At 71.7% G+C, this 18,295-nt stretch carries 16 protein-coding genes and 1 riboswitch; of the genes, 5 read left to right on the top strand and 11 right to left on the bottom strand.

The window, feature by feature from the left end; translation table 11 throughout:
• Positions 1-9: 9 nt before the first annotated feature.
• The 3 genes from AC1DDU_RS05290 to AC1DDU_RS05300 form a co-directional block, all read right to left on the bottom strand.
• The gene (locus AC1DDU_RS05290; RefSeq protein WP_477431825.1) at positions 10-801 is read right to left on the bottom strand and encodes an energy-coupling factor transporter transmembrane component T family protein; all 792 of its coding nucleotides are present in this window, start codon (positions 799-801) and stop codon (positions 10-12) included.
• Positions 798-2,204 carry an ABC transporter ATP-binding protein gene (locus tag AC1DDU_RS05295; protein WP_477431827.1) on the bottom strand — a complete coding sequence of 469 codons (1,407 nt, stop codon included), beginning with the start codon at positions 2,202-2,204 and terminating at the stop codon, positions 798-800. The genes AC1DDU_RS05290 and AC1DDU_RS05295 overlap by 4 nt, the downstream gene beginning before the upstream one ends.
• Positions 2,205-2,299: 95 nt before the next feature.
• On the bottom strand, positions 2,300-2,932 hold the full coding sequence (locus AC1DDU_RS05300; RefSeq protein WP_477431829.1) for an ECF transporter S component: 633 nt from the start codon (positions 2,930-2,932) through the stop codon (positions 2,300-2,302).
• Positions 2,923-3,034: riboswitch (TPP riboswitch) on the bottom strand. It overlaps the preceding gene by 10 nt.
• Positions 3,035-3,091: 57 nt before the next feature.
• Between AC1DDU_RS05300 and AC1DDU_RS05305 the strand changes: the two genes are divergently transcribed.
• Positions 3,092-4,735 carry a D-alanyl-D-alanine carboxypeptidase family protein gene (locus AC1DDU_RS05305; RefSeq protein WP_477431831.1) on the top strand — a complete coding sequence of 548 codons (1,644 nt, stop codon included), beginning with the start codon at positions 3,092-3,094 and terminating at the stop codon, positions 4,733-4,735.
• A 43-nt stretch (positions 4,736-4,778) separates the two neighbouring features.
• Here AC1DDU_RS05305 and AC1DDU_RS05310 read toward each other — a convergent pair whose 3' ends face one another.
• The 3 genes from AC1DDU_RS05310 to AC1DDU_RS05320 are packed head-to-tail and all read right to left on the bottom strand — an operon-like array spanning position 4,779 to position 7,477.
• Entirely contained in the window at positions 4,779-5,195 is a 417-nt protein-coding gene (locus AC1DDU_RS05310) for an RbsD/FucU family protein (RefSeq protein WP_477431833.1), read from the bottom strand.
• Positions 5,196-5,208: 13 nt separating this feature from the next.
• Complete coding sequence (locus tag AC1DDU_RS05315) at positions 5,209-6,195, bottom strand: aldo/keto reductase (protein WP_477431835.1); 987 nt, start codon at positions 6,193-6,195, stop codon at positions 5,209-5,211.
• Positions 6,182-7,477 (bottom strand): L-fuconate dehydratase, encoded by a 1,296-nt coding sequence (locus AC1DDU_RS05320; RefSeq protein WP_477431837.1) that lies wholly within the window; start codon positions 7,475-7,477, stop codon positions 6,182-6,184. The genes AC1DDU_RS05315 and AC1DDU_RS05320 overlap by 14 nt, the downstream gene beginning before the upstream one ends.
• A gap of 135 nt (positions 7,478-7,612) precedes the next feature.
• Between AC1DDU_RS05320 and AC1DDU_RS05325 the strand changes: the two genes are divergently transcribed.
• Both AC1DDU_RS05325 and AC1DDU_RS05330 read left to right on the top strand, forming a co-directional pair.
• On the top strand, positions 7,613-8,473 hold the full coding sequence (locus AC1DDU_RS05325) for a fumarylacetoacetate hydrolase family protein (protein WP_477431839.1): 861 nt from the start codon (positions 7,613-7,615) through the stop codon (positions 8,471-8,473).
• Complete coding sequence (locus AC1DDU_RS05330; RefSeq protein WP_477431841.1) at positions 8,470-9,231, top strand: SDR family NAD(P)-dependent oxidoreductase; 762 nt, start codon at positions 8,470-8,472, stop codon at positions 9,229-9,231. Before AC1DDU_RS05325 ends, AC1DDU_RS05330 begins: the two co-directional genes overlap by 4 nt.
• Positions 9,232-9,268: 37 nt before the next feature.
• Here the strand turns inward: AC1DDU_RS05330 and AC1DDU_RS05335 are convergent, their stop codons facing one another.
• The gene (locus tag AC1DDU_RS05335) at positions 9,269-10,117 is read right to left on the bottom strand and encodes an amidohydrolase family protein (protein WP_477431843.1); all 849 of its coding nucleotides are present in this window, start codon (positions 10,115-10,117) and stop codon (positions 9,269-9,271) included.
• A gap of 76 nt (positions 10,118-10,193) precedes the next feature.
• On the opposite strand from AC1DDU_RS05335, the gene AC1DDU_RS05340 reads away from it, so the two are divergent.
• Entirely contained in the window at positions 10,194-10,871 is a 678-nt protein-coding gene (locus tag AC1DDU_RS05340) for a FadR/GntR family transcriptional regulator (RefSeq protein WP_477431845.1), read from the top strand.
• A 16-nt stretch (positions 10,872-10,887) separates the two neighbouring features.
• Here AC1DDU_RS05340 and AC1DDU_RS05345 read toward each other — a convergent pair whose 3' ends face one another.
• Entirely contained in the window at positions 10,888-11,736 is an 849-nt protein-coding gene (locus AC1DDU_RS05345) for an EamA family transporter (RefSeq protein WP_477431847.1), read from the bottom strand.
• A gap of 7 nt (positions 11,737-11,743) precedes the next feature.
• Positions 11,744-13,942 carry an alpha-galactosidase gene (locus tag AC1DDU_RS05350; protein ID WP_477431849.1) on the bottom strand — a complete coding sequence of 733 codons (2,199 nt, stop codon included), beginning with the start codon at positions 13,940-13,942 and terminating at the stop codon, positions 11,744-11,746.
• 46 nt (positions 13,943-13,988) lie between these two features.
• Between AC1DDU_RS05350 and AC1DDU_RS05355 the strand changes: the two genes are divergently transcribed.
• A complete protein-coding gene (locus tag AC1DDU_RS05355; protein ID WP_477431851.1) occupies positions 13,989-15,008 on the top strand; it encodes a LacI family DNA-binding transcriptional regulator in 1,020 nt (339 codons plus the stop codon).
• 50 nt (positions 15,009-15,058) lie between these two features.
• Here the strand turns inward: AC1DDU_RS05355 and AC1DDU_RS05360 are convergent, their stop codons facing one another.
• Both AC1DDU_RS05360 and AC1DDU_RS05365 read right to left on the bottom strand, forming a co-directional pair.
• Complete coding sequence (locus AC1DDU_RS05360; protein WP_477431853.1) at positions 15,059-16,810, bottom strand: glycoside hydrolase family 35 protein; 1,752 nt, start codon at positions 16,808-16,810, stop codon at positions 15,059-15,061.
• 80 nt (positions 16,811-16,890) lie between these two features.
• A complete protein-coding gene (locus AC1DDU_RS05365) occupies positions 16,891-18,222 on the bottom strand; it encodes an ABC transporter substrate-binding protein (RefSeq protein ID WP_477431855.1) in 1,332 nt (443 codons plus the stop codon).
• Positions 18,223-18,295 lie beyond the last annotated feature (73 nt).

Below are 18,295 nucleotides of genomic sequence, written 5' to 3' on the forward strand. Positions count from 1 at the left end.
CCCCTCCCGTCACGCGCCAGGGCCGAGGATGAAGTTCCAGGTGCCGGCCGCGACGGCCGCGGCGACCGCGACGAGCGCGATCCCCAGCCCGATCGCCATGAGCGCCCACTCTCGTGCGCCGAAGCGCGACTCGCGCGCCCACGTGCGGCGGCCAGGGGCGCCGAAGCCGCGCGCTTCCATCGCCGTGGCCAGCTTGGCGCCTCGCCGGATCGACAGGACGAGCAGGGCGAAGGCCATGCCGAGGAACCGGAGGATGCGGCCCCGGTCGGCGACCCCGCGCGCCCGCCGAGCGAGCTCGAGCGCACGCCAGTCGTCGAGGAACAGGCCCACCATCCGCAGCCCCGCGAGCGCACCGAGCACGAACCGGGCGGGCAGGCGCACGATCTGCGCGAGTCCGTCCGCGAGATCGGTCGGGTCCACCGTGACGAACAGCACGACGGAGGGCAGGGCGATCGCGAGGACTCGGAGCGTCGTGGCCAGCGCCAGTTCGAGCGACCCCTCGCTGACGCGCACGACGAACCAGTCGACGTAGACGGTGCCCGAGGTCTCGCCGTAGAGCGCGATCGTCAGCCCTGTGAGCGGCGCGGCGAGCCAGACCGGCCATGTGCGCACCCAGAACTCCCGCCACGCGAGGCCCGCGAAGGGGAAGAGCAGGCACTCGAGCACGAGCGCCACAGCGGCGGAGACCCAGTCCAGCGTGAGCACGAGAGGCAAGGCGATCAGGGCGCTTGCGCCGAGCTTGGCGACGGGATTGATCCGGGCGACCGTCCCGGTGCGAGCGCGCGCGTCGAGGAGCGTCACCGGGTCTCCTCGCGCTGTGACGCCAGCTCGAAGCGCGAGGCGCCGAGCGCGGCGACGACATCGAGGTCATGCGTGATCGCCACGATCGACGATCCGCCCTTGTGACCGACGTCGCCGTCCCGCAGTCGTGCGAGGAGCGCCACGAGCTCGGCCCACGTGCGCGCGTCCTGACCGAACGTCGGCTCGTCCAGCACCAGCACACGCGGCGCGGTGGCGAGCGCGGCGGCCACTGTCAGCCGGCGCTTCTCCCCACCGGAGAGTGTGTACGGATTCGCCCGAGCGAGCCTGTCGAGCCGCAGCCGTTCGAGCAGCTCGTCGACGCGGCGCGCGATCTGGTCGTCATCGAGTCCCAGCGCCCGCGGACCGACCTCGAGTTCCTCGCGAACGGTGCGCGCGAGCAGCTGGTGCTCCGGATCCTGGAACACGGTGCCGATCCGGGTGAGCAGTTGACGCGACGACCAGCGGATCGGCGAGGGGCCCGCGTCGCCCGAGAGGTGCGCGGATGCCGAGACCTCGCCCGCTGCCGGGGCGAGAAGCCCGGCGAGGGTGAGACCGAGCGTGGACTTGCCCGCGCCGTTGGGGCCGGTGATCGCGAGCACCTCCCCGGCGTGCACGTCGAGGTGGATCCCGTGCGCGACCGGCTGTCCCTTCACCCGCTGGACGGAGACGTCCCGCGCCGCCAGCAGCACCTCCCCCGGCGCGACGGAGGCACGCGCGGGCCAGGCGGGCGGGATGCCGGGAACCCACACGCCGGCAGCGGCCAGCTCCGCCCCGCGCTCGCGGAGGACGGCGTCGGGCGCACCGTCGGCGACGACCCCGCCGTCACCGAGCACGATGACACGGGTCACCAGCGGAAGCCACACGTCGACGCGGTGCTCCACGACGACGAGCGTCGCGTCCTGAGCCGCGAGCATCGCCGCCACGGCGTCGCGCACCTCGCCCACGCCGTCGGGATCGAGGTTCGCCGTGGGCTCGTCCAGGATCACCAGCCCGGGTCGCATCGCGAGCGCCCCGGCCAGCGCGAGCCGCTGCTTCTGCCCGCCCGACAGCGCCTTCGTCGGATGGTCGAGCGGCACGTCGAGTCCGACCGCCTCGAGGGCGGCGCCGACCCGGGGCCAGATCTCGTCGCGCGGGACGCCGAGGTTCTCGCAGCCGAACGCGACATCGTCGCCGACGCGCGCGAGGATCACCTGCGAATCCGGGTCCTGCAGCACGAGGCCGGCGCGGCCGCGGGCCTGCGCGGCCGGCACGCCGTCGATGAGCAGCGCGCCCTCGGCCTCGCCCTCCTCGTCACCGCCGAGGACGCCGGCGAGGCCGTGCAGCAGCGTGGACTTCCCCGACCCGGACGCACCGAGCAGCAGCACCCGCTCGCCGGGGTCGATGCGGAAGGAGACATCCCGCACCGCCCACGCATGCCGGGAGGCGTGTCGCCAACCCCACCCGCGCGCCTCGACGACGGCAGGATGGGCGGCGGCCGAGGCCCAGCGGTCCACTCGCGTCAGACGCGCGCCCGGGCCTCGCGGCCCGAGGCGAACCGATCCAGCGCGCCCGTCGCGGCGAGCCCACGCGCGATGAGCCACGACCCCGCTCCCGCGATGACGGCGCCGGAGAGCACTGTGCTGAAGAGGTAGACCGTCGTGAACAGCGCATCGGCACCGGCGAACCACAGGACGAGGTTGTTGATCCCGCCGGCGAGGGCGGCACCGGCGCCGGCGAGGATCGCGACCGGGAGGTTCCACTTCTTGTAGAGGAAGATCAGGAAGATCAGCTCCGCGCCCAGCCCCTGCACGAGGCCGGCCTCGATGGTGAGGAAGCCGCCCCAGGTGTTGCCGACGAGCGCCGAGACGACCGCGGCGAGCGTCTCGGTGTAGATCGCGGCGCCGGGCTTGCGGATGATGAGCGCACCGAGCACACCGGCGAAGAGCCACGGGCCGTCCAGGAGGCCCTGCAGTCCCGGCGCGAGCGGCTCGAGCAGCGTCTTCGGGCCGAGATAGCCGATGTTCCACAACAGGAAGATCAGACCCGCTGCCACCCCGATGACGCTGGCGACGACGATGTCGACGACCCGCCAGCGCAGACTGCGCGAAGCGGTTCCCGTCGCGGCCGTGGGTGCGGACGTGGACGCGTGCATATGAACTCCTCCCTGCGCCGGCATGATCCGGATCAGGTTCGACGGTCGAAGCGTGGGTCGCTTCCTCTCAGCCCGGCTCACCGGACTCCCGTGGTTGTGAGGCCGAGTATACCGCCGCTGCTTTCCGTGATCCGCGGTGGTGCGAGGTATCTTGAGCGGGTGAGTCAGGATGAGCCCCCCGTCCCCACGCGCCGTGAGCGGCGCGCGCAGACCGGTGCGCTCTCGACGGCGACGCCGGCCGGATCGGCCGATGACGGCATCCTGACCATCGACGCGGTGCCGCCCGCCGACGCCGCCACCGCCGTCGCTCCGACCGTGCCGGTGTTCGAACCGGTGGCGGATTCCCCGACCGTGCCGGGTTTCGCGCCGGCGGCCGAGTCGACGACGTCGCTGATCCCCGGCCTGGTCCCGGACGACGAACCGGATGCCGAGCCGGCGGGCGCCACGTACACCGCCGCTGCGAGCGGACACGTCGCGCTGGGGTGGGTCGACGAGGCGTCGATCGCGCAGGGCGGCGCGCCGGGCGATCTGTCCGCTGCGGCCACCCCGTACGTGACGGTCGAGAAGGACCTGCTCGCCAATCCGCCGCGCCGTTCCCCGCTGCGTGCCGGCGTCGTCGTGCCGACCCTCATCATCGCGGGCATCGTGGGCGCCTACGCCGCCACGACGCTGCTGTGGCCGTTGCACGCCGTCGAGCCGACGATCACCGCGATCGAGGCACAGCCGGTCGCCGCACCCGCCGCCGCGCCCGCGTGGCCTGCCGCCGGCAGCGCGGCCGAGGCCGTCGCCGGAATCTCGGGGACGCTGGCCTCCACGGCGGACCCCGACTCGATCGCGAGCATCACCAAGGTCGTGACCGCGCTGCTCGTGCTGGACCAGCTGCCGCTCGCGCCCGGCGAACAGGGGCCGGAGTACCGCTTCACCTCCGCCGACCGCTCGAACTACTGGTCGTACCGGCGCGGCGGCGAATCCGCTCTCGACGTCCCCGTGGGCGGCTCGCTCACCGAGTACCAGATGCTGCAGGGCATGCTGATCGGCTCGGCGAACAACTACGCGGACCGCCTGGCGCAGGGCCTGTGGCCCTCGGACGCGGTCTTCGCCTCCGCGGCCTCCGCGTGGCTGAGCACGCACGGCGTGCCCGGGGTGACCGTCTACGAGCCGACCGGCATGGACAAGCGCAACACCGCGAGCCCCGAGGCGCTGGTCACCCTCGCCCAGAAGGCGCTCGCCAACCCGGTGATCGCCGAGATCGTCGCGACGGCGTCGGTCGATCTGCCGGGCGCCGGCCACGTCGTCAACACCAACGAGCTGCTGGCCGACCCGGGCGTCGTCGGGGTGAAGACCGGGACGCTGGATGCCTGGAACCTGCTGTCCGCTAAGGACATCACGGTCGGCGACACGACGGTGCGCCTCTACGCGTCGGTGCTGGGGCAGCCCGACGACGACACGCGCCTGGCGGCGTCGCGTGCGATCTACGCGCAGCTCGAGCAGGAGCTGCAGCTCAAGCCGTCGGTGACGGCGGGCACCGTCGTCGGCATCGTCGAGACCCGGTGGGGCGACAAGGTCGACGTGGTCACGTCGGGCGACGCGTCGGTGATCCTGTGGAACGGCGCGACCGGCACGGTCGGCACCACCTACGACCTCGGCGACAGCAGGGACGCGGGCGACGAGGTCGGCAGCCTCAGCGTCACGGGGCCGCTCGATGACACGACGGTCGACCTGAAGCTCGCCGCCGACATCTCGGACCCGTCGCCGCTGTGGCGCCTCACGCACCCGCTGGACCTGTTCGGCCTCAACGGCTGACGCGCCCGCCCCACCCGGCGACGACGGGCGGCGGCATCCGCTCTCAGGAGACCGGCGGGTGGCCGACGACGCCCTTGCGCAGCAGCGCGTTGCCGTACTTGCGGGTCTCGCCGGTGCGCAGCACGAGGTAGGCGCTCTTGGCCAGTTCGTAGTACTCGAACCGGTCGACGTAGCGCGGCGCATCGGTGCCCGCCGCGGCGGCGAGCTCGCCCTGCACGTCGAGCACCTCGCCGTCCGCCGAGGCCATGAGGTCCAGGGCCGGCGCATCGTCCAGCGGCAGCACCGTGCGCACCGCCGCGACGACCTCGGGGGTCGTCGTGCCCGGAAGATCGACGACCCGCTCCCCGATCGCCCACGCGGGGAAGTGCGCGTCGGCGATCACGACGGCGTCGGAGTGACCCATCCGGTCCAGGTGCAGCAGCAGCTCGCCGGTCAGCAGTGGGTGGATGCCCTCGAGCATGGCGGTCCTTTCGTCAGCGGATGAGTCCCTCGGCGGCGAGCTCCTCCCAGAGCGCGCCGGGGATGTCGATCGCCATCAGCTCGGCATTGCGGTGGAGCTGCTCGGGGCGGCTGCCCCCGACCACGACCGAGCGCACTGCCGAGTCTCGCAGAGCGAACTGCACCGCCGCCGCCGGCAGCGGCACCTCGTGCGCGCGGCACACGGCGACGATGCGCTGCAGGCGCTCCCAGATCTCCTCCGGCATCCGCCCGTACTCGTACCGGTCGTCGCGAGAGGGCTCGTCCTTCGCGAGCAGGCCGGAGTTGAAGACGGATGCCGCGACCACGCCGGTGCCCCGCTCGTGGCATGCCGGCAGCACGTCGTCGGCCGCGGGCTGCTCGAGCAGCGTGTAGCGGCCGGCGACCATGATGATGTCGAGGTCGGCGCCGCGGACGGCGGCGGCGAGGGCGTCGGAGGCCATCGACCCGATGCCGATCGCGTCGACCGCGCCGTCGGCGCGCAGCTGCTGCATCGCCGGGAACGCGTCGCTCAGTGCGAGGTCGATGCCGTGCTGCTCGGGGTCGTGCAGGAACAGGATGTCGACACGGTCCAGCCCGAGCCGCTCGAGCGACTCGTCGAGGCTCGCCTTGATGCCCGCGGCCGAGAAGTCCCACTCGCGGTGGAGCGTGCCCGGCACGTGGAACCCGTCGGTATCGAGCTCCTTGGCGTCGGGGTTCGGCCGCAGCAGGCGCCCGGCCTTCGTCGAGACCACGAACTCGTCGCGCGGCTTGGTCTGCAGGAAGGCGCCGAGACGCCGCTCCGAGAGGCCGAGGCCGTAGTGCGGGGCGGTGTCGTAGTAGCGGATGCCGCTCTCCCACGCCGCGTCGAGGATCGCCCACGCCTGATCGTCGGTGAGCTCGCGGTGCAGGTTGCCGACGTTCGCGGCGCCGTAGCCGAGCGCGGTCAGGGACGGCGTGCGCGCCGCGCGCTCGGACAGCGAGGTGGACTCAGACGGCGACACGGGCGCTCTCCCATTCGTACTCGACCCGGCTCTCGGCCTTCATCTCCATGCCGTTGCCCGGAGCCAGCGGGGCGACGTACACGCCCCGACGGATGTCGGTCGGCACGACGAAGTGCTCGTGCAGGTGATCGACGTACTCGATCATGCGGCCTTCCCGCGTGGCGCTGACGGCGACGAAATCGAACATCGACAGGTGCTGCACGGCCTCGCACAGCCCCACCCCGCCGGCGTGCGGGCACACCGGCACGCCGAACTTCGCCGCCAGCAGCAGGTTGGCGATGTTCTCGTTGACGCCCGCGACGCGCACGGCGTCGATCTGCATGACCGAGATGGCGCCCGCCTGCAGCAGCTGCTTGAAGATCACGCGATTCTGCGCGTGCTCTCCCGTGGCCACCCGCACCGGCGCGACGCCGCGCGCGATCTCGGCGTGGCCGAGCACATCGTCGGGGCTGGTGGGCTCCTCGATCCATGCGGGGTCGAACTCGGCCAGGGCGTTCACCCATTCGATGGCCTGTGCGACCTCCCACCGCTGGTTCGCGTCGATCGCGATCGGGAAGTCGGGGCCGCACACCTCGCGGGCCACGCGGAAGCGGCGGATGTCGTCTTCCAGGTCGGCGCCGACCTTGAGCTTGATCTGCCCGAAGCCGTCGGCGATCGCCTCCCGGCACAGGCGCGTGAGCTTCTCGTCGGAGTAGCCCAGCCAACCGGGGCTCGTCGTGTAGGCGGGGTACCCGGTCGCGAGAAGCTCCTGCTCGCGCGCGGCGCGCCCCGGGGCGGCGTCGCGCAGGATCTGCAAGGCCTCCTCGGGGGTGAGCGCGTTCGTCAGGTAGCGGAAGTCGACGAGGTCGACGAGCTCCTCCGGCGTCATCCGCGACAGCAGCTGCCACAGCGGCAGCCCCGCGCGCTTGGCCTTGATGTCCCACAGCGCGTTGACCACCGCGCCGATCGCCATGTGCATGACGCCCTTCTCCGGGCCGAGCCAGCGCAGCTGCGAGTCGCCGATGAGCTCGCGGTTCGTCGCGCCCATGTCATCCAGCAGCGGCTCGAGCTCGCGCCCGACCAGATGCCCGGCCAGCGCGTCGAGCGCGGCGACCTGGACGTCGTTCCCGCGGCCGATCGTGAACACGAAGGCGTGCCCCGAGACGCCGTCGGCGGCATCCGTGACCACCCGCAGGTATGCGGCGGAGTAGTCGGGATCGGGGTTCATCGCGTCGGAGCCGTCCAGGCTCAGCGACGTGGGGAATCGGATGTCTGTCGTCTCGAAGGCGACGATGCGGCTCACGGGGTGTTCTCCTGCGGGTTCCGGTTCGGGGAGTCGAACCGCTCGAAGTGTAAACATCGGATGTCTATACTGTCAATCACGCAACGCGGGAACGACGGACTTCACGCCGCCCCGCACGGAGAATCCAGGAGAGCAATGAAGTTCGCGCGCCTCGGCGAGTCCGGAAGCGAGATCCCCGTCGTGCTCGACGGCGACCGCTACCTCGATCTGCGCCCGCTCACATCCGATGTCGACGGTGGTTTCCTCGCCGACGACCCCGTCGGCCGCACGTCCGCGGCGATCGCCGACGGAGCACTGCCCGAGCTGGACGGCGCCGCGCAGCTGCGCATCGGCGCTCCGATCGCCCGGCCGAGCGCCGTCATCTGCATCGGCCAGAACTACGCGGCGCACGCCCGCGAGTCCGGCGCCGAGCCGCCGACCGTGCCGATCGTCTTCCTCAAGACCCCGAACACGGTCGTCGGGCCCAACGACACCGTGACGATCCCCCGCGGCAGCGAGAAGACCGACTGGGAGGTGGAGCTCGGCGTCGTGATCGGCCGCCGCACGGCCTACCTCGACAGCCTCGACGAGGTCGACGCGCACATCGCCGGCTTCGTGGTCGCCAACGACGTCTCGGAGCGCACCTTCCAGATGGAGGTCTCGGGCGGGCAGTGGTCGAAGGGCAAGATCGCCCACGGCTTCAACCCCACCGGCCCGTGGCTGGTCACCCCCGACGAGGTCGACGTGCAGAACCTCGACCTGAAGAGCTTCGTCAACGGCGAGCCCCGTCAGGACTCGAACACGAGCGACATGATCTTCGACGTGCGCACGATCGTGCACCACCTCTCGCAGTACGTCACCCTCGAACCCGGCGACCTCATCCTCACCGGGACCCCGCAGGGCGTCGCGTTCGGCGGCACGTTCCCGTACCTGAAGGCGGGCGACGTCGTCGACGTCGAGATCGACGGCCTGGGCGCACAGCGCCAGGAGTTCGTGGCCTGGGAGGCGACGCGATGACCGGGCAGCAGCTGGACGGCCTCGTCGCCGTCGTCACCGGTGGGGCGTCGGGCATCGGCGCCGCGATCGCGGCCACCCTCGCCGACCAGGGCGCGCAGATCGCGGTCCTCGACCGCGACCCGTCGGGCGCCGACCCGCGGTTCGCCGCGTTCGCCGCCGACGTGTCGGACCGGGGCGCCGTCGAGCGTGCGATCGCCGCGGTCGCCGAGCGCTTCGGCCGCATCGACATCGTCGTCAACAACGCCGGCATCGGCGCGCAGGGCGACATCGCCGCCAACGACGACGACGAGTGGGCCCGGGTGTTCTCGATCAACGTCACCGGCATCGCCCGGGTGACGACGGCCGCGCTGCCGTGGCTGCGGAAGTCGCCGTCCGCGGCGGTCTGCAACACGTCGTCGATCGCCGCCACCGCAGGCCTGCCGCAGCGTGCGCTGTACAGCGCGTCCAAGGGCGCCGTGCTCTCGCTGACGCGGGCGATGGCCGCCGACCACCTGCGCGAGGGCATCCGCGTCAACGCGGTGAACCCCGGCACCGCCGACACGCCGTGGGTCGGCCGGCTGCTCTCCAGCGCCCCCGACCCCGCCGCCGAGCGCGCGGCGCTCGAAGCGCGCCAGCCGCATGGGCGCCTGGTGTCGGCCGACGAGGTCGCCGGCGCCGTGCTCTACCTCGTGAGCCCGCTGTCGGGCTCGACCACCGGCACCTGCATCGAGGTGGACGGCGGCATGTCGGGCCTGCGCCTGCGCCCTGCCGGCTCCTGAGCCGCGGCGCTGACCTGCCCGCGCACCGGCGGGCGGGTCAGCGCAGGCGGTAGACCCGCTCCGCGGTCTCGGCGAGCACGGCGTGATGGCCGTTCTCGCCGAGGCGGTCGTCGAGCCAGTCCGAGACCGTCTGCACCCACTGGCCGAACGGCCGTGACACCGGCCAGTCGCTGCCGAAGAGCAGGCGCTCCGGGCCGAAGGCATCCAGTGCGACGTCGAGGAACGGCCACAGCTGCGCGTCGGACCACTCCCCCGAGGACTCGGCCGGAAGCCCCGACAGCTTGCACACCACGTTGGGCCGCTCCGCGACCGCGCGCAGCGCGGCGGCCCATTCGGTGCCGTCGGCAGGGGCCGGGGCATCCGGTGTCCCCACCTCCGGCTTGCCCAGGTGGTCCAGCACGATCGTGAGGTCGGGAACACTGTCGGCCAGCGCGATCACGTCCGGCAGCTGGTGGCGGAGGATGCACGCATCGAAGGTCAGCCCGGCGGATGCCACCGCCCTGGCGGAGGCACGGAAACCGGGCGTCGCCGAGAAGCCCAGGGGCGCGGACTGCAGGTTCCGCCGGATGCCGACCACGAGCGGCCTGGTCGCGAACGCGGCGAGGTGCTCGTCGGTGGCCGCCGGGTCTTCCAGGGGCGCGCGCGCCACGATGCCGCGCACCGCGACCTGCGGCACGAGGCCGGCGACCCAGTCGACCTCGGCGAGCGACTGCTCGGGCACGCAGTCCGCCTGCACGAAGACGAAGCCGTACCCGGCGTCCGGCGCCTCGGCAAGAGCGGCGTGCAGCTCGTCCGGGCCGAAAGGTCGGAGCAGCTCGCCCTCGAGCCACTCGTAGTCGAGGACCGCGGGGTCCCACAGGTGAAGGTGTCCGTCCACGACGCGCATGCCACCCATCATGCCGTGAACGCCACGCGGATGCCGCCTCCGCGGACGCCGGACATCCGATGTCTATGATGGGCGCGTGGCCGTCACCGATGAAGCGATCGAGAAGATCAAAGAGATGATCGTCAGCGGCGAGCTGACGCCCGGATCCCGCCTGCCTCCCGAGAAGGATCTCGCCGAGCGCCTCGGCCTGTCGCGCAGCTCGATGCGCGAGGCGGTCAAGGCGCTCGAGGTCATCCGCGTGCTCGATGTGCGACGCGGCGACGGCACGTACGTGACGAGCCTCGAACCCGAACTGCTGCTGGAGGCCATCTCGTTCGTGGTCGATCTGCACGACGACCATTCGCTGCTGGAGATCTTCCAGGTGCGACGGATGCTGGAGTCCCAGGCCAGCGGCATCGCCGCCGCGCGCGCGAGCGACGACGACGTCCGCATCCTCGAGGACGAGATCGCCTCGGCCGCCGGCGTCACCGACATCGAGACGCTCGTCGAGCACGACCTGCGGTTCCACACCGCGATCGTCGAGCTCGCGGGCAACCGATACCTGTCGAGCCTCATCGCGAGCCTCAGCAGTCAGACCGTCCGCGCCCGCGTGTGGCGCGGCCTCACCGAGTCCGGCGCCGCCGAGCGCACGGTGCGCGAACATGCCGGGATCGCCGAGGCGATCGCCGCGCACGACGTCGAGCTGGCCAGCGCCCTCACGACGGCGCACATCTCGGGCGTCGAACGCTGGCTCCGCCAGGCGCGCGACGCCTGAGCCCGCGCCTGCGCGGTCAGCCGCCCCCGCGGATCGCGACGATGCCGGCGACGACGCACACGCTCACCAGCGCGCGGGAGACCTTCAGCGGCTCGCGGAAGACCAGGAACCCGATCACGACCGCCGCGATCACGCCGGTCTCGCGCACCGCTGAGACGACCGCGAGCGGCGCCTGCGACTGCGCCCACACCACGATCGTGTAGGCGACCAGCGAGATGAGCCCGCCGGTCGCCCCGAGTGGTGCATGGGTGCGCAGTCCGCGCAGGAACGCCCGTCGGTCGCGGGCGAGCACGAGGCAGACCACCGGGATCGCGGCGCCCTGCAGCAGGAAGAGCCACGCCGCGTAGCTCAGCGGCTGGCCCGACGCCCGCACCCCCACCCCGTCGAGAACGGAGTAGACCGTCACCGTGGCCCCCACCGCGACGATGAGCAGGGTGCCGACCTTGTCGTGCCGGGTGCCGCGAGGCGGCCACGACAGCACCAGCAGCGACACCGCCACGACGGCCACCCCGCCCAGCTGCAGCGGCGTGAGCCGCTCCCCCAGGAGCGTCGTCGCGGCCAGCGTGATGCCGAGCACCGACAGTCCGCGCGTCATCGGGTACGCGCGGCCGAACTCGGTGCGGGCGTAGGCGGCGGTCAGCAGCACCAGGTACAGCGTCTGCGCCGCCGCCGAGGCGATGAGCAGCGGCCACGCCGCGGGGGCGATCGGCGGCAGGACGAGGCATCCGATCGCCCCCGCGACGAGGTAGACGAGTCCGATGAGGGCTGAGGAGACCAGTCGCGCGGGGATCGCCTTGGCGATGGCGTTCCACGCGCCGTGCAGCACCGCGGCCCCGAGGACCGCCCCGAGGACCAGCGCGCTCACCTCGGCATCACGCGTCCACCGCCCTCACGTGCAGCAGCACGGCCTGTTCGGGCGGCATCGATAGCAGCACGACCCCGGCCGTCGACAGTGCCGCGCCGCTGAGCACGATCGGAGCGTCCCACCACCAGCGCGGGGCTTCGTGCTCCTGCGGCTGCAAGCCGACGCGCACCGGCTCCAGCGCGTAGCGGCGGGCCGGATCGAGCCCGGGCAGACGCACCCGTCCGACGCCCGACAGCGGCGAACGGGTGAGGCCGACGTAGGCGTAGAGCGCCTCGCACCGGTCCTGCGCGACCACGCCGTGCAGCGCGAACGAACCCTCCGGGTGATCCAGGCGCACCAGGTCGCCGCTGTGCAGGAGCGCCCGGTGGCGGCGGTGCAGCATGACCCAGTCCGCCAGTTCGGCGCGCTCGGCCTCGCTCGCCTGACGCAGATCCCACTCGACGCCGAGGTGCCCGAACAGCGCGGTGACGGCCCGGAACGACAGCGAGTGCGTGCGCCAGGTGGTGTGCGAGGACGCCGACGCGATGTGCGTGCCCATCAGCTCCGGAGGCACCAGCTGGGTCGTCCAGCGGTTGATCTCGGTGCGGTCGAGGGGGTCGTTGTTGTCGGAGACCCACACCCGGTCGGTGCGCTCGAGCGCACCGAGGTCCACGCGCCCGCCGCCTGACGAACACGACTCGATCTCGAGTCCGGGATAGCGCGCCTTCAGCTCGTCGACGAGCCGGTAGAACGCGGCGGTCTGGCCGTGCACGCCCGGCCGGCGGTCGGGGCCCGTGCCCGCATCGACCAGGTCACGGTTGTGATCCCACTTGAGGTAGGCGATGTCGTACTCGTCCAGGAGCGCCACCAGCGCATCGCGGATGTACGCGTACGCATCAGGGTTCGCGAGGTCGAGCACCTGCTGGTTGCGCGCCTCGACCGGCAGGCGGTCACGCGCCGACATGATCCACTCCGGATGTGCGCGCGCGAGGTCGGAGTCGACGTTGATCATCTCGGGCTCGACCCACAGGCCGAACTGCATGCCGAGCCCGCGTACATGATCCACCAGCGGCCCCAGTCCCGTCGGCCACACATCAGGCGAGACCGTCCAGTCGCCCAGACCCGCCTGGTCGTTGCGGCGCGCGCCGAACCAGCCGTCGTCGAGTACGAACCGCTCGACACCCACCGCCGCGGCGACGTCGGCGAGCTCGGTCAGGGTGTCATGGTCGTGGTCGAAGTAGACCGCCTCCCACACGTTGAGGGTGACCGGCCGCGCCGAACGCGGGTGCGAGGGCCGGGCGCGCAGCATCCGGTGCATGCGTCGTGCCGCGTCGTCCAGACCCGTCCCGTGCACGCCGTAGACCCAGGGGCTCTCGTACCGCTCGCCCTGCTGCAGCACGATCTCGCCGGGCAGCAGCAGCTCACCGCCGCCCAGGAGCTGCCGGCCGTCGAGCTGTCGCTCGAGCTGGTGCACGTGGTTGCCGGACCATGCCGTGTGCACGCCCCAGACCTCTCCCTCGGCGAAGCCGAAGCCGGGGGTTCCGGCGAACAGCAGCGTCGCGGCATCCAGGCCCGTGCGACCATGTCGGCCCTCGCGGCGGTGCTGCCCGGCGGTCATGCGGCGGCGCTGCGGCGCGCGCTCCCGTCCCCAGCGTCCGGCGAAGTCGAGCACCTCGTCGGCGAAGAGCGGCACGGGCAGGCTCAGGAGCAGCTCATCCACCTGGTACGGCGTGTCGGCGAGGTTCTCGACCACCGCACGGGTGCGCACGACGCCGTCCGCAGTGAGCTCCACCGTGAGGGTGAGACCGAGCGCGGTGACGGCATCGGATGCCTCCACCACGAGCACGCCTGCTCCGTCGCCGTACAGCTGCGGGTCCCCCGCGGGGGCACCGGGTGCGCTCGCAAGATCGACGCCGTCCAGGACCGCTCGCGTCACGGTGAACTGCGGCGCCCACGCCGCGCCCGCGCGGGAGCCGCTGAGCCCCGGACGGCCCACCCAGCCCCGGGTCTGCTCCGGGAGGAGCGACAGCGGGACGGGCCCGTCGGCCTGGCTCTCCGCGACCGCGGGGATCCCCGCCACCGCGAGCGTCCTGGCCTCGAGGGCAGTGAGCGCCCCGAGGTCGGCGCCCCAATGCGCGACGGCGGGCAGTCCGCCGTCGCGCAGTTCGAGGACGAGCGACACGCCGCCGGAGCGCAGCGCGACGACGCAGTCAGGGAAGGATGACATCGATAGTTCCTCTTGAATTAGTACGTCGGATAGTGTTTACGTTGCCATGAAGTCGACTGCCACCCGCGCCTCCATCAACGACGTCGCCGCCCACGCAGGCGTGTCGGCGCAGACGGTGTCGCGCGTGGCAAACGGCCAGACGAACGTGCGCCCGGCCACCCGTGACCGCGTGCGCGCCTCGATGCAGGCTCTCGGTTACCGCCCGAACAGCGCCGCCCGCAATCTGAAGTCCGGCCGCTTCCGCAGCATCGGGTTCGTCACGTTCAACCTGACCACCGTCGGCAACGCGCGCACGCTCGACGCGGTGGCCGCCGCGTCGGAGGCCGCCGGCTACACGACCACGCTGCTGTCGGTCGCCGATCCCACCCAGCTCGACGTCGTCGGCGCCTTCGGCCGCCTCGAAGAGCAGGCGGTCGACGGCATCATCCTCGTCATGTCGGCCGAAGTCGGACCCATCGACGAGCTGTCGCTCACCGCCGGCCTTCCTCTGGTGATCGTCGACTCCGACGCGAACCTGCCGTACAGCATCGTCGACACCGACCAGGAGCAGGGTGCGCGAATCGCCCTCGAGCATCTGATCGCACTCGGGCACCGCGACATCGTGCACGTGTCCGGTCCCGCGAAGTCCTTCTCGGCCAAGCGACGCCTCGACGGCTACCACCACACGATGTCCGCCGCAGGCCTCGCCATGCCGCCCGTCATCGAAGGCGACTGGACCACGGCATCCGGGCTCGAGGCGGGTCGTCGGCTGCTGGCATCCGACACGCGGCCGACGGCGGTCTTCGCCGGCAACGATCAGATGGCGCTCGGCATCATGCATTCCATCCACGAGGCGGGCCTGCGCATCCCCGAGGACATCAGCGTGGTCGGCTTCGACGACATCGACGAGGCGAAGGCGTACTGGCCTGCGCTCACCACGGTGCACCAGAACTTCGACGAAGTCGGACACCGCGCCACCGATCTGCTGCTGGCGCTCATCGACGGCCAGGGCTCCGAGCGTCAGAAGCACCTCGTGCAGACCCATCTCGTCGTGCGCGACAGCACCGGTCCCGCACGCACCGTCTGAGCCTCGCCGACCGGGCGCCACCTGCGGTGCCGCGGTTTCCACGCGCCCGCTCACACTTCGGTCGGGCCGAGATCCGGCCGCGCGGCGAAACGGACCGATGCCTCGGCCATGCCCGACAGCTCGAGCACCACGATGTCGTTGGCTCCTGCACGCAGCACGGGGCCGGGCACGTAGAGCGTGCTCTGCGGGCCGCGGCTCCAGTAACGGCCGAGCGAGAAGCCGTTGATCCACACGACTCCCGCACCCCAGCCGGTGGTGTCCAGATGCAGGTCGCAAGGCGCGTCGAGGGCGAACGAGCCCGCCACGAGCGCCGGACCCGCCACGGCGGCGCCCGGGACTGGTGAGCGGCCCGCGCCCGCGAGCGCGGCGCACAAGGTGGCGCCTTCGAGGTCGAGGGGGCCGGCCTGCCAGGGGCCGAGGGGCCGTCCGTCCAGGGTCGCGGGGCCGATCAGCCCCTTCGTCTCTCCCAAACGCGGACCGTAGTCGACGCCACCGAGGTGCTCGACGAGCACGAACAGCTCGCCGCCCGCCGGCGGCAGCGTCAGCACGCGCTCGCCCTGCTCGCGGTCGATCGTGCCGACCCGGACGCCGTCCACGAAGACGTGTGCGCGGTCGCGCACCTCGCCGAACGCGAGCAGCCCGCCGTGCGGGGCGGTCGTCGCATACGCCGAGAACCCGCGGGGAGAACCGAACGCCGCGGCGTCGGGCAGTGCGTCGAAGCGCGAAGAGCGGACAAGGCCGGCCTCCAGCAGCGGCACCGCGCGATCGAGGGATGCCTCGAGCACGGGCGCGTCCTGCCGCTCGGCGGGCATGTCGTCGGGCACCGGGGCGTACCGCGCGATCACCTCGCGGAACCGCCAGTACTTCTCGGTGGGCGTGCCGTCCTCCGCCAGCGGAGCGTCGTAGTCGTAGGAGGTCGTGATCGGGCGATAGATGCCCTTGTCGTTCGCGCCCGCGGCGAAGCCGAAGTTGGTCCCGCCGTGGAACATGTAGATGTTCACCGAGGCGCCCGCACGCAGGAGCGTGTCGAGCTCGGCGGCCGAGTCCGCCGCCGCCGTGATGTGATGGGGCTCGCCCCAGCTGTCGAACCAACCGCACCAGAACTCCGAGCACATCAGCGGGCCGGTCGGCTGGTGCTCGCGCAGGGTGGCGAGCCGCTCGGTGGCACGCGAGCCGAAGGAACCGGTGCGGTGCAGTTCGTCCAGACTGCCGCGGGTGAGCATGTCGTCCAGTGGCTGGTCGACCGTGGTGAGCGGCACCGTCACGCCCGCACGGCGGGTGCGGTCCACGAGCGCGCGCAGGTAGTCGGCATCCTCCCCGTACGCACCGTACTCGTTCTCGATCTGGACCAGGATCACCGGTCCTCCGGCGTCGATCTGACGCGGCACGACGATGCGGTAGACCTCGTCGAGGTACTCGCCGACGGCCGCGAGGTAGGCCGGGTCGCTCGAGCGGATGGTGACATCGCTGGAGACCAGCCAGCCGGGCAGCCCGCCGTCGTGCCACTCCGCGCAGATGTACGGGCCGGGGCGCACGATGGCGCGCAACCCCTCCGCATGCACCAGATCGAGGAAGCGGCCGAGGTCGAGCCGGTCGTCCGTGCGGAACTCGCCGCGCGTGGGAGCGTGGTCGTTCCACGCCACATAGGTCTCGATGGTGTTCAGCCCCATCTGCCGCGCCTTGCGCACCCGATCGGCCCACTGCTCGGGGTGCACCCGGAAGTAGTGGATGGCGCCGGAGATCACCTGGAACGGCTCGCCGTCGAGGAGGAAGTCGGTGTCGCCGATGGAGAAGGAGGGCATGCGGGGGTCTTTCGGGTCGCGGAAGGCATATGCCGCGGGGGACCTGCCTGTCAGCAGATCCCCCGCGTCATCGATGGGGATTACTTGTTGACGGAGAAGCCCTGGGAGTTGCCGTACTCCACGAGGGTGTCCTGCCACTCCTGGAACGCGGCGTTCAGGTCGCCCTGCTCACCGAGCGCCTTGCCGACGGAGTCGGCGAAGACGTTGTTCGCGTAGCCCTGGTAGGGCAGGTACTGCCAGCCGGCGATGACCGACTTGGCCGACGCGGCACCGACCTGGTTGGCCTGCTGACCGTCGTACGCCGGGAACTCGACGTCGGCCCACTCGGGGTTGTCGAACGCCGCGTTGGTCGCCGGGAACCCGGTCGCGTTCTGCAGCTCGCGGCCCGTGCCGTCGGCGAAGAACTGCAGCACCGCAGCCGCGGCCGCCTTATTCGCGCTCTGCGACGTGACCGCGAGGCCGCTGCCGCCGTTCTCGGCGGAGGCGGGCTGACCGTCCCACGACGGCATCGGCGCGACGCGCCAGTTGCCGGTGCTGTAGTCGTCCATGCCGCCGATCATCCAGGAGCCCATCATCAACGTGGCGAGCTTGCCCTGCGTGAGCGCCTTGCTCCACTCGTCCGACCACGTCGGCAGCGGCGAGAGCTCGCCGTTCTGCAGCAGCGTGCCCCAGTAGTCGGCGAACTTCTTCGAGCCCTCGTCCTGCAGGTCGATGGTGACGTTCTCGCCCTCGACCTGGAACGGCTGAGCGCCCGCCGACCACAGCATGCTGGTGATGAAGCCGGCGTCGCCACTGTTGGCGATGTAGGCCTCGGGGTCCGCGGCGTGGATGGCGGCAGACGCGGCAGCGAACTCGTCCCACGTCGTCGGCGGAGCGGTGATGCCGGCGGCGTCGTAGACGTCCTTGTTGTAGATCATGACCATGGGGCCGGAGTCGCCGGGGATCGCGACGAGCTCGTCACCGAAGTGCACCGAGTTCCACGTCGATTCGGTGAACTCGCCGTCGTAGCTGTCGAGGCCGAACTTGCTCATGTCGGCCAGCGCGCCGCCGAGCGCCAGCTGCGGGATCGTCTGGTACTCGACCGGGACGATGTCCGGGGCGCCGGAGCCGGCCTTGATCGCGTTCTGGAGCTTCGTGACGACCGCGTCGGGGTTCTCCAGCTTGACGACCTTGATCTTGACCTTCGGGTTCTCCTTCATGAACGCGTCGGCCTGGTCCTGCGTCGAGTCGCTCCAGGTCCACCACGTCAGCGTGGCGCCGTTCTCGACCGCAGCGTCGATGTCGGCCTGGGTGCCGCTGTCGGCGGACTCCGGAGTGCTGCTGGCGCAGCCGGCGAGGGCGCCGACAAGCAGTGCGCCGGTGCCGGCGATGACGCCGGCCCGCTGCCAGAAGCGGGTGCTGTTGTTCTTCACGTGCAGTTCCCTTCGGGTGTTTCTTCTTGATGGAGTGTGATGAGTGGGTCTTGCAGGCGGCTCGGCCGGAGCC

This window comes from Microbacterium sp. 05T445, assembly GCF_056395865.1.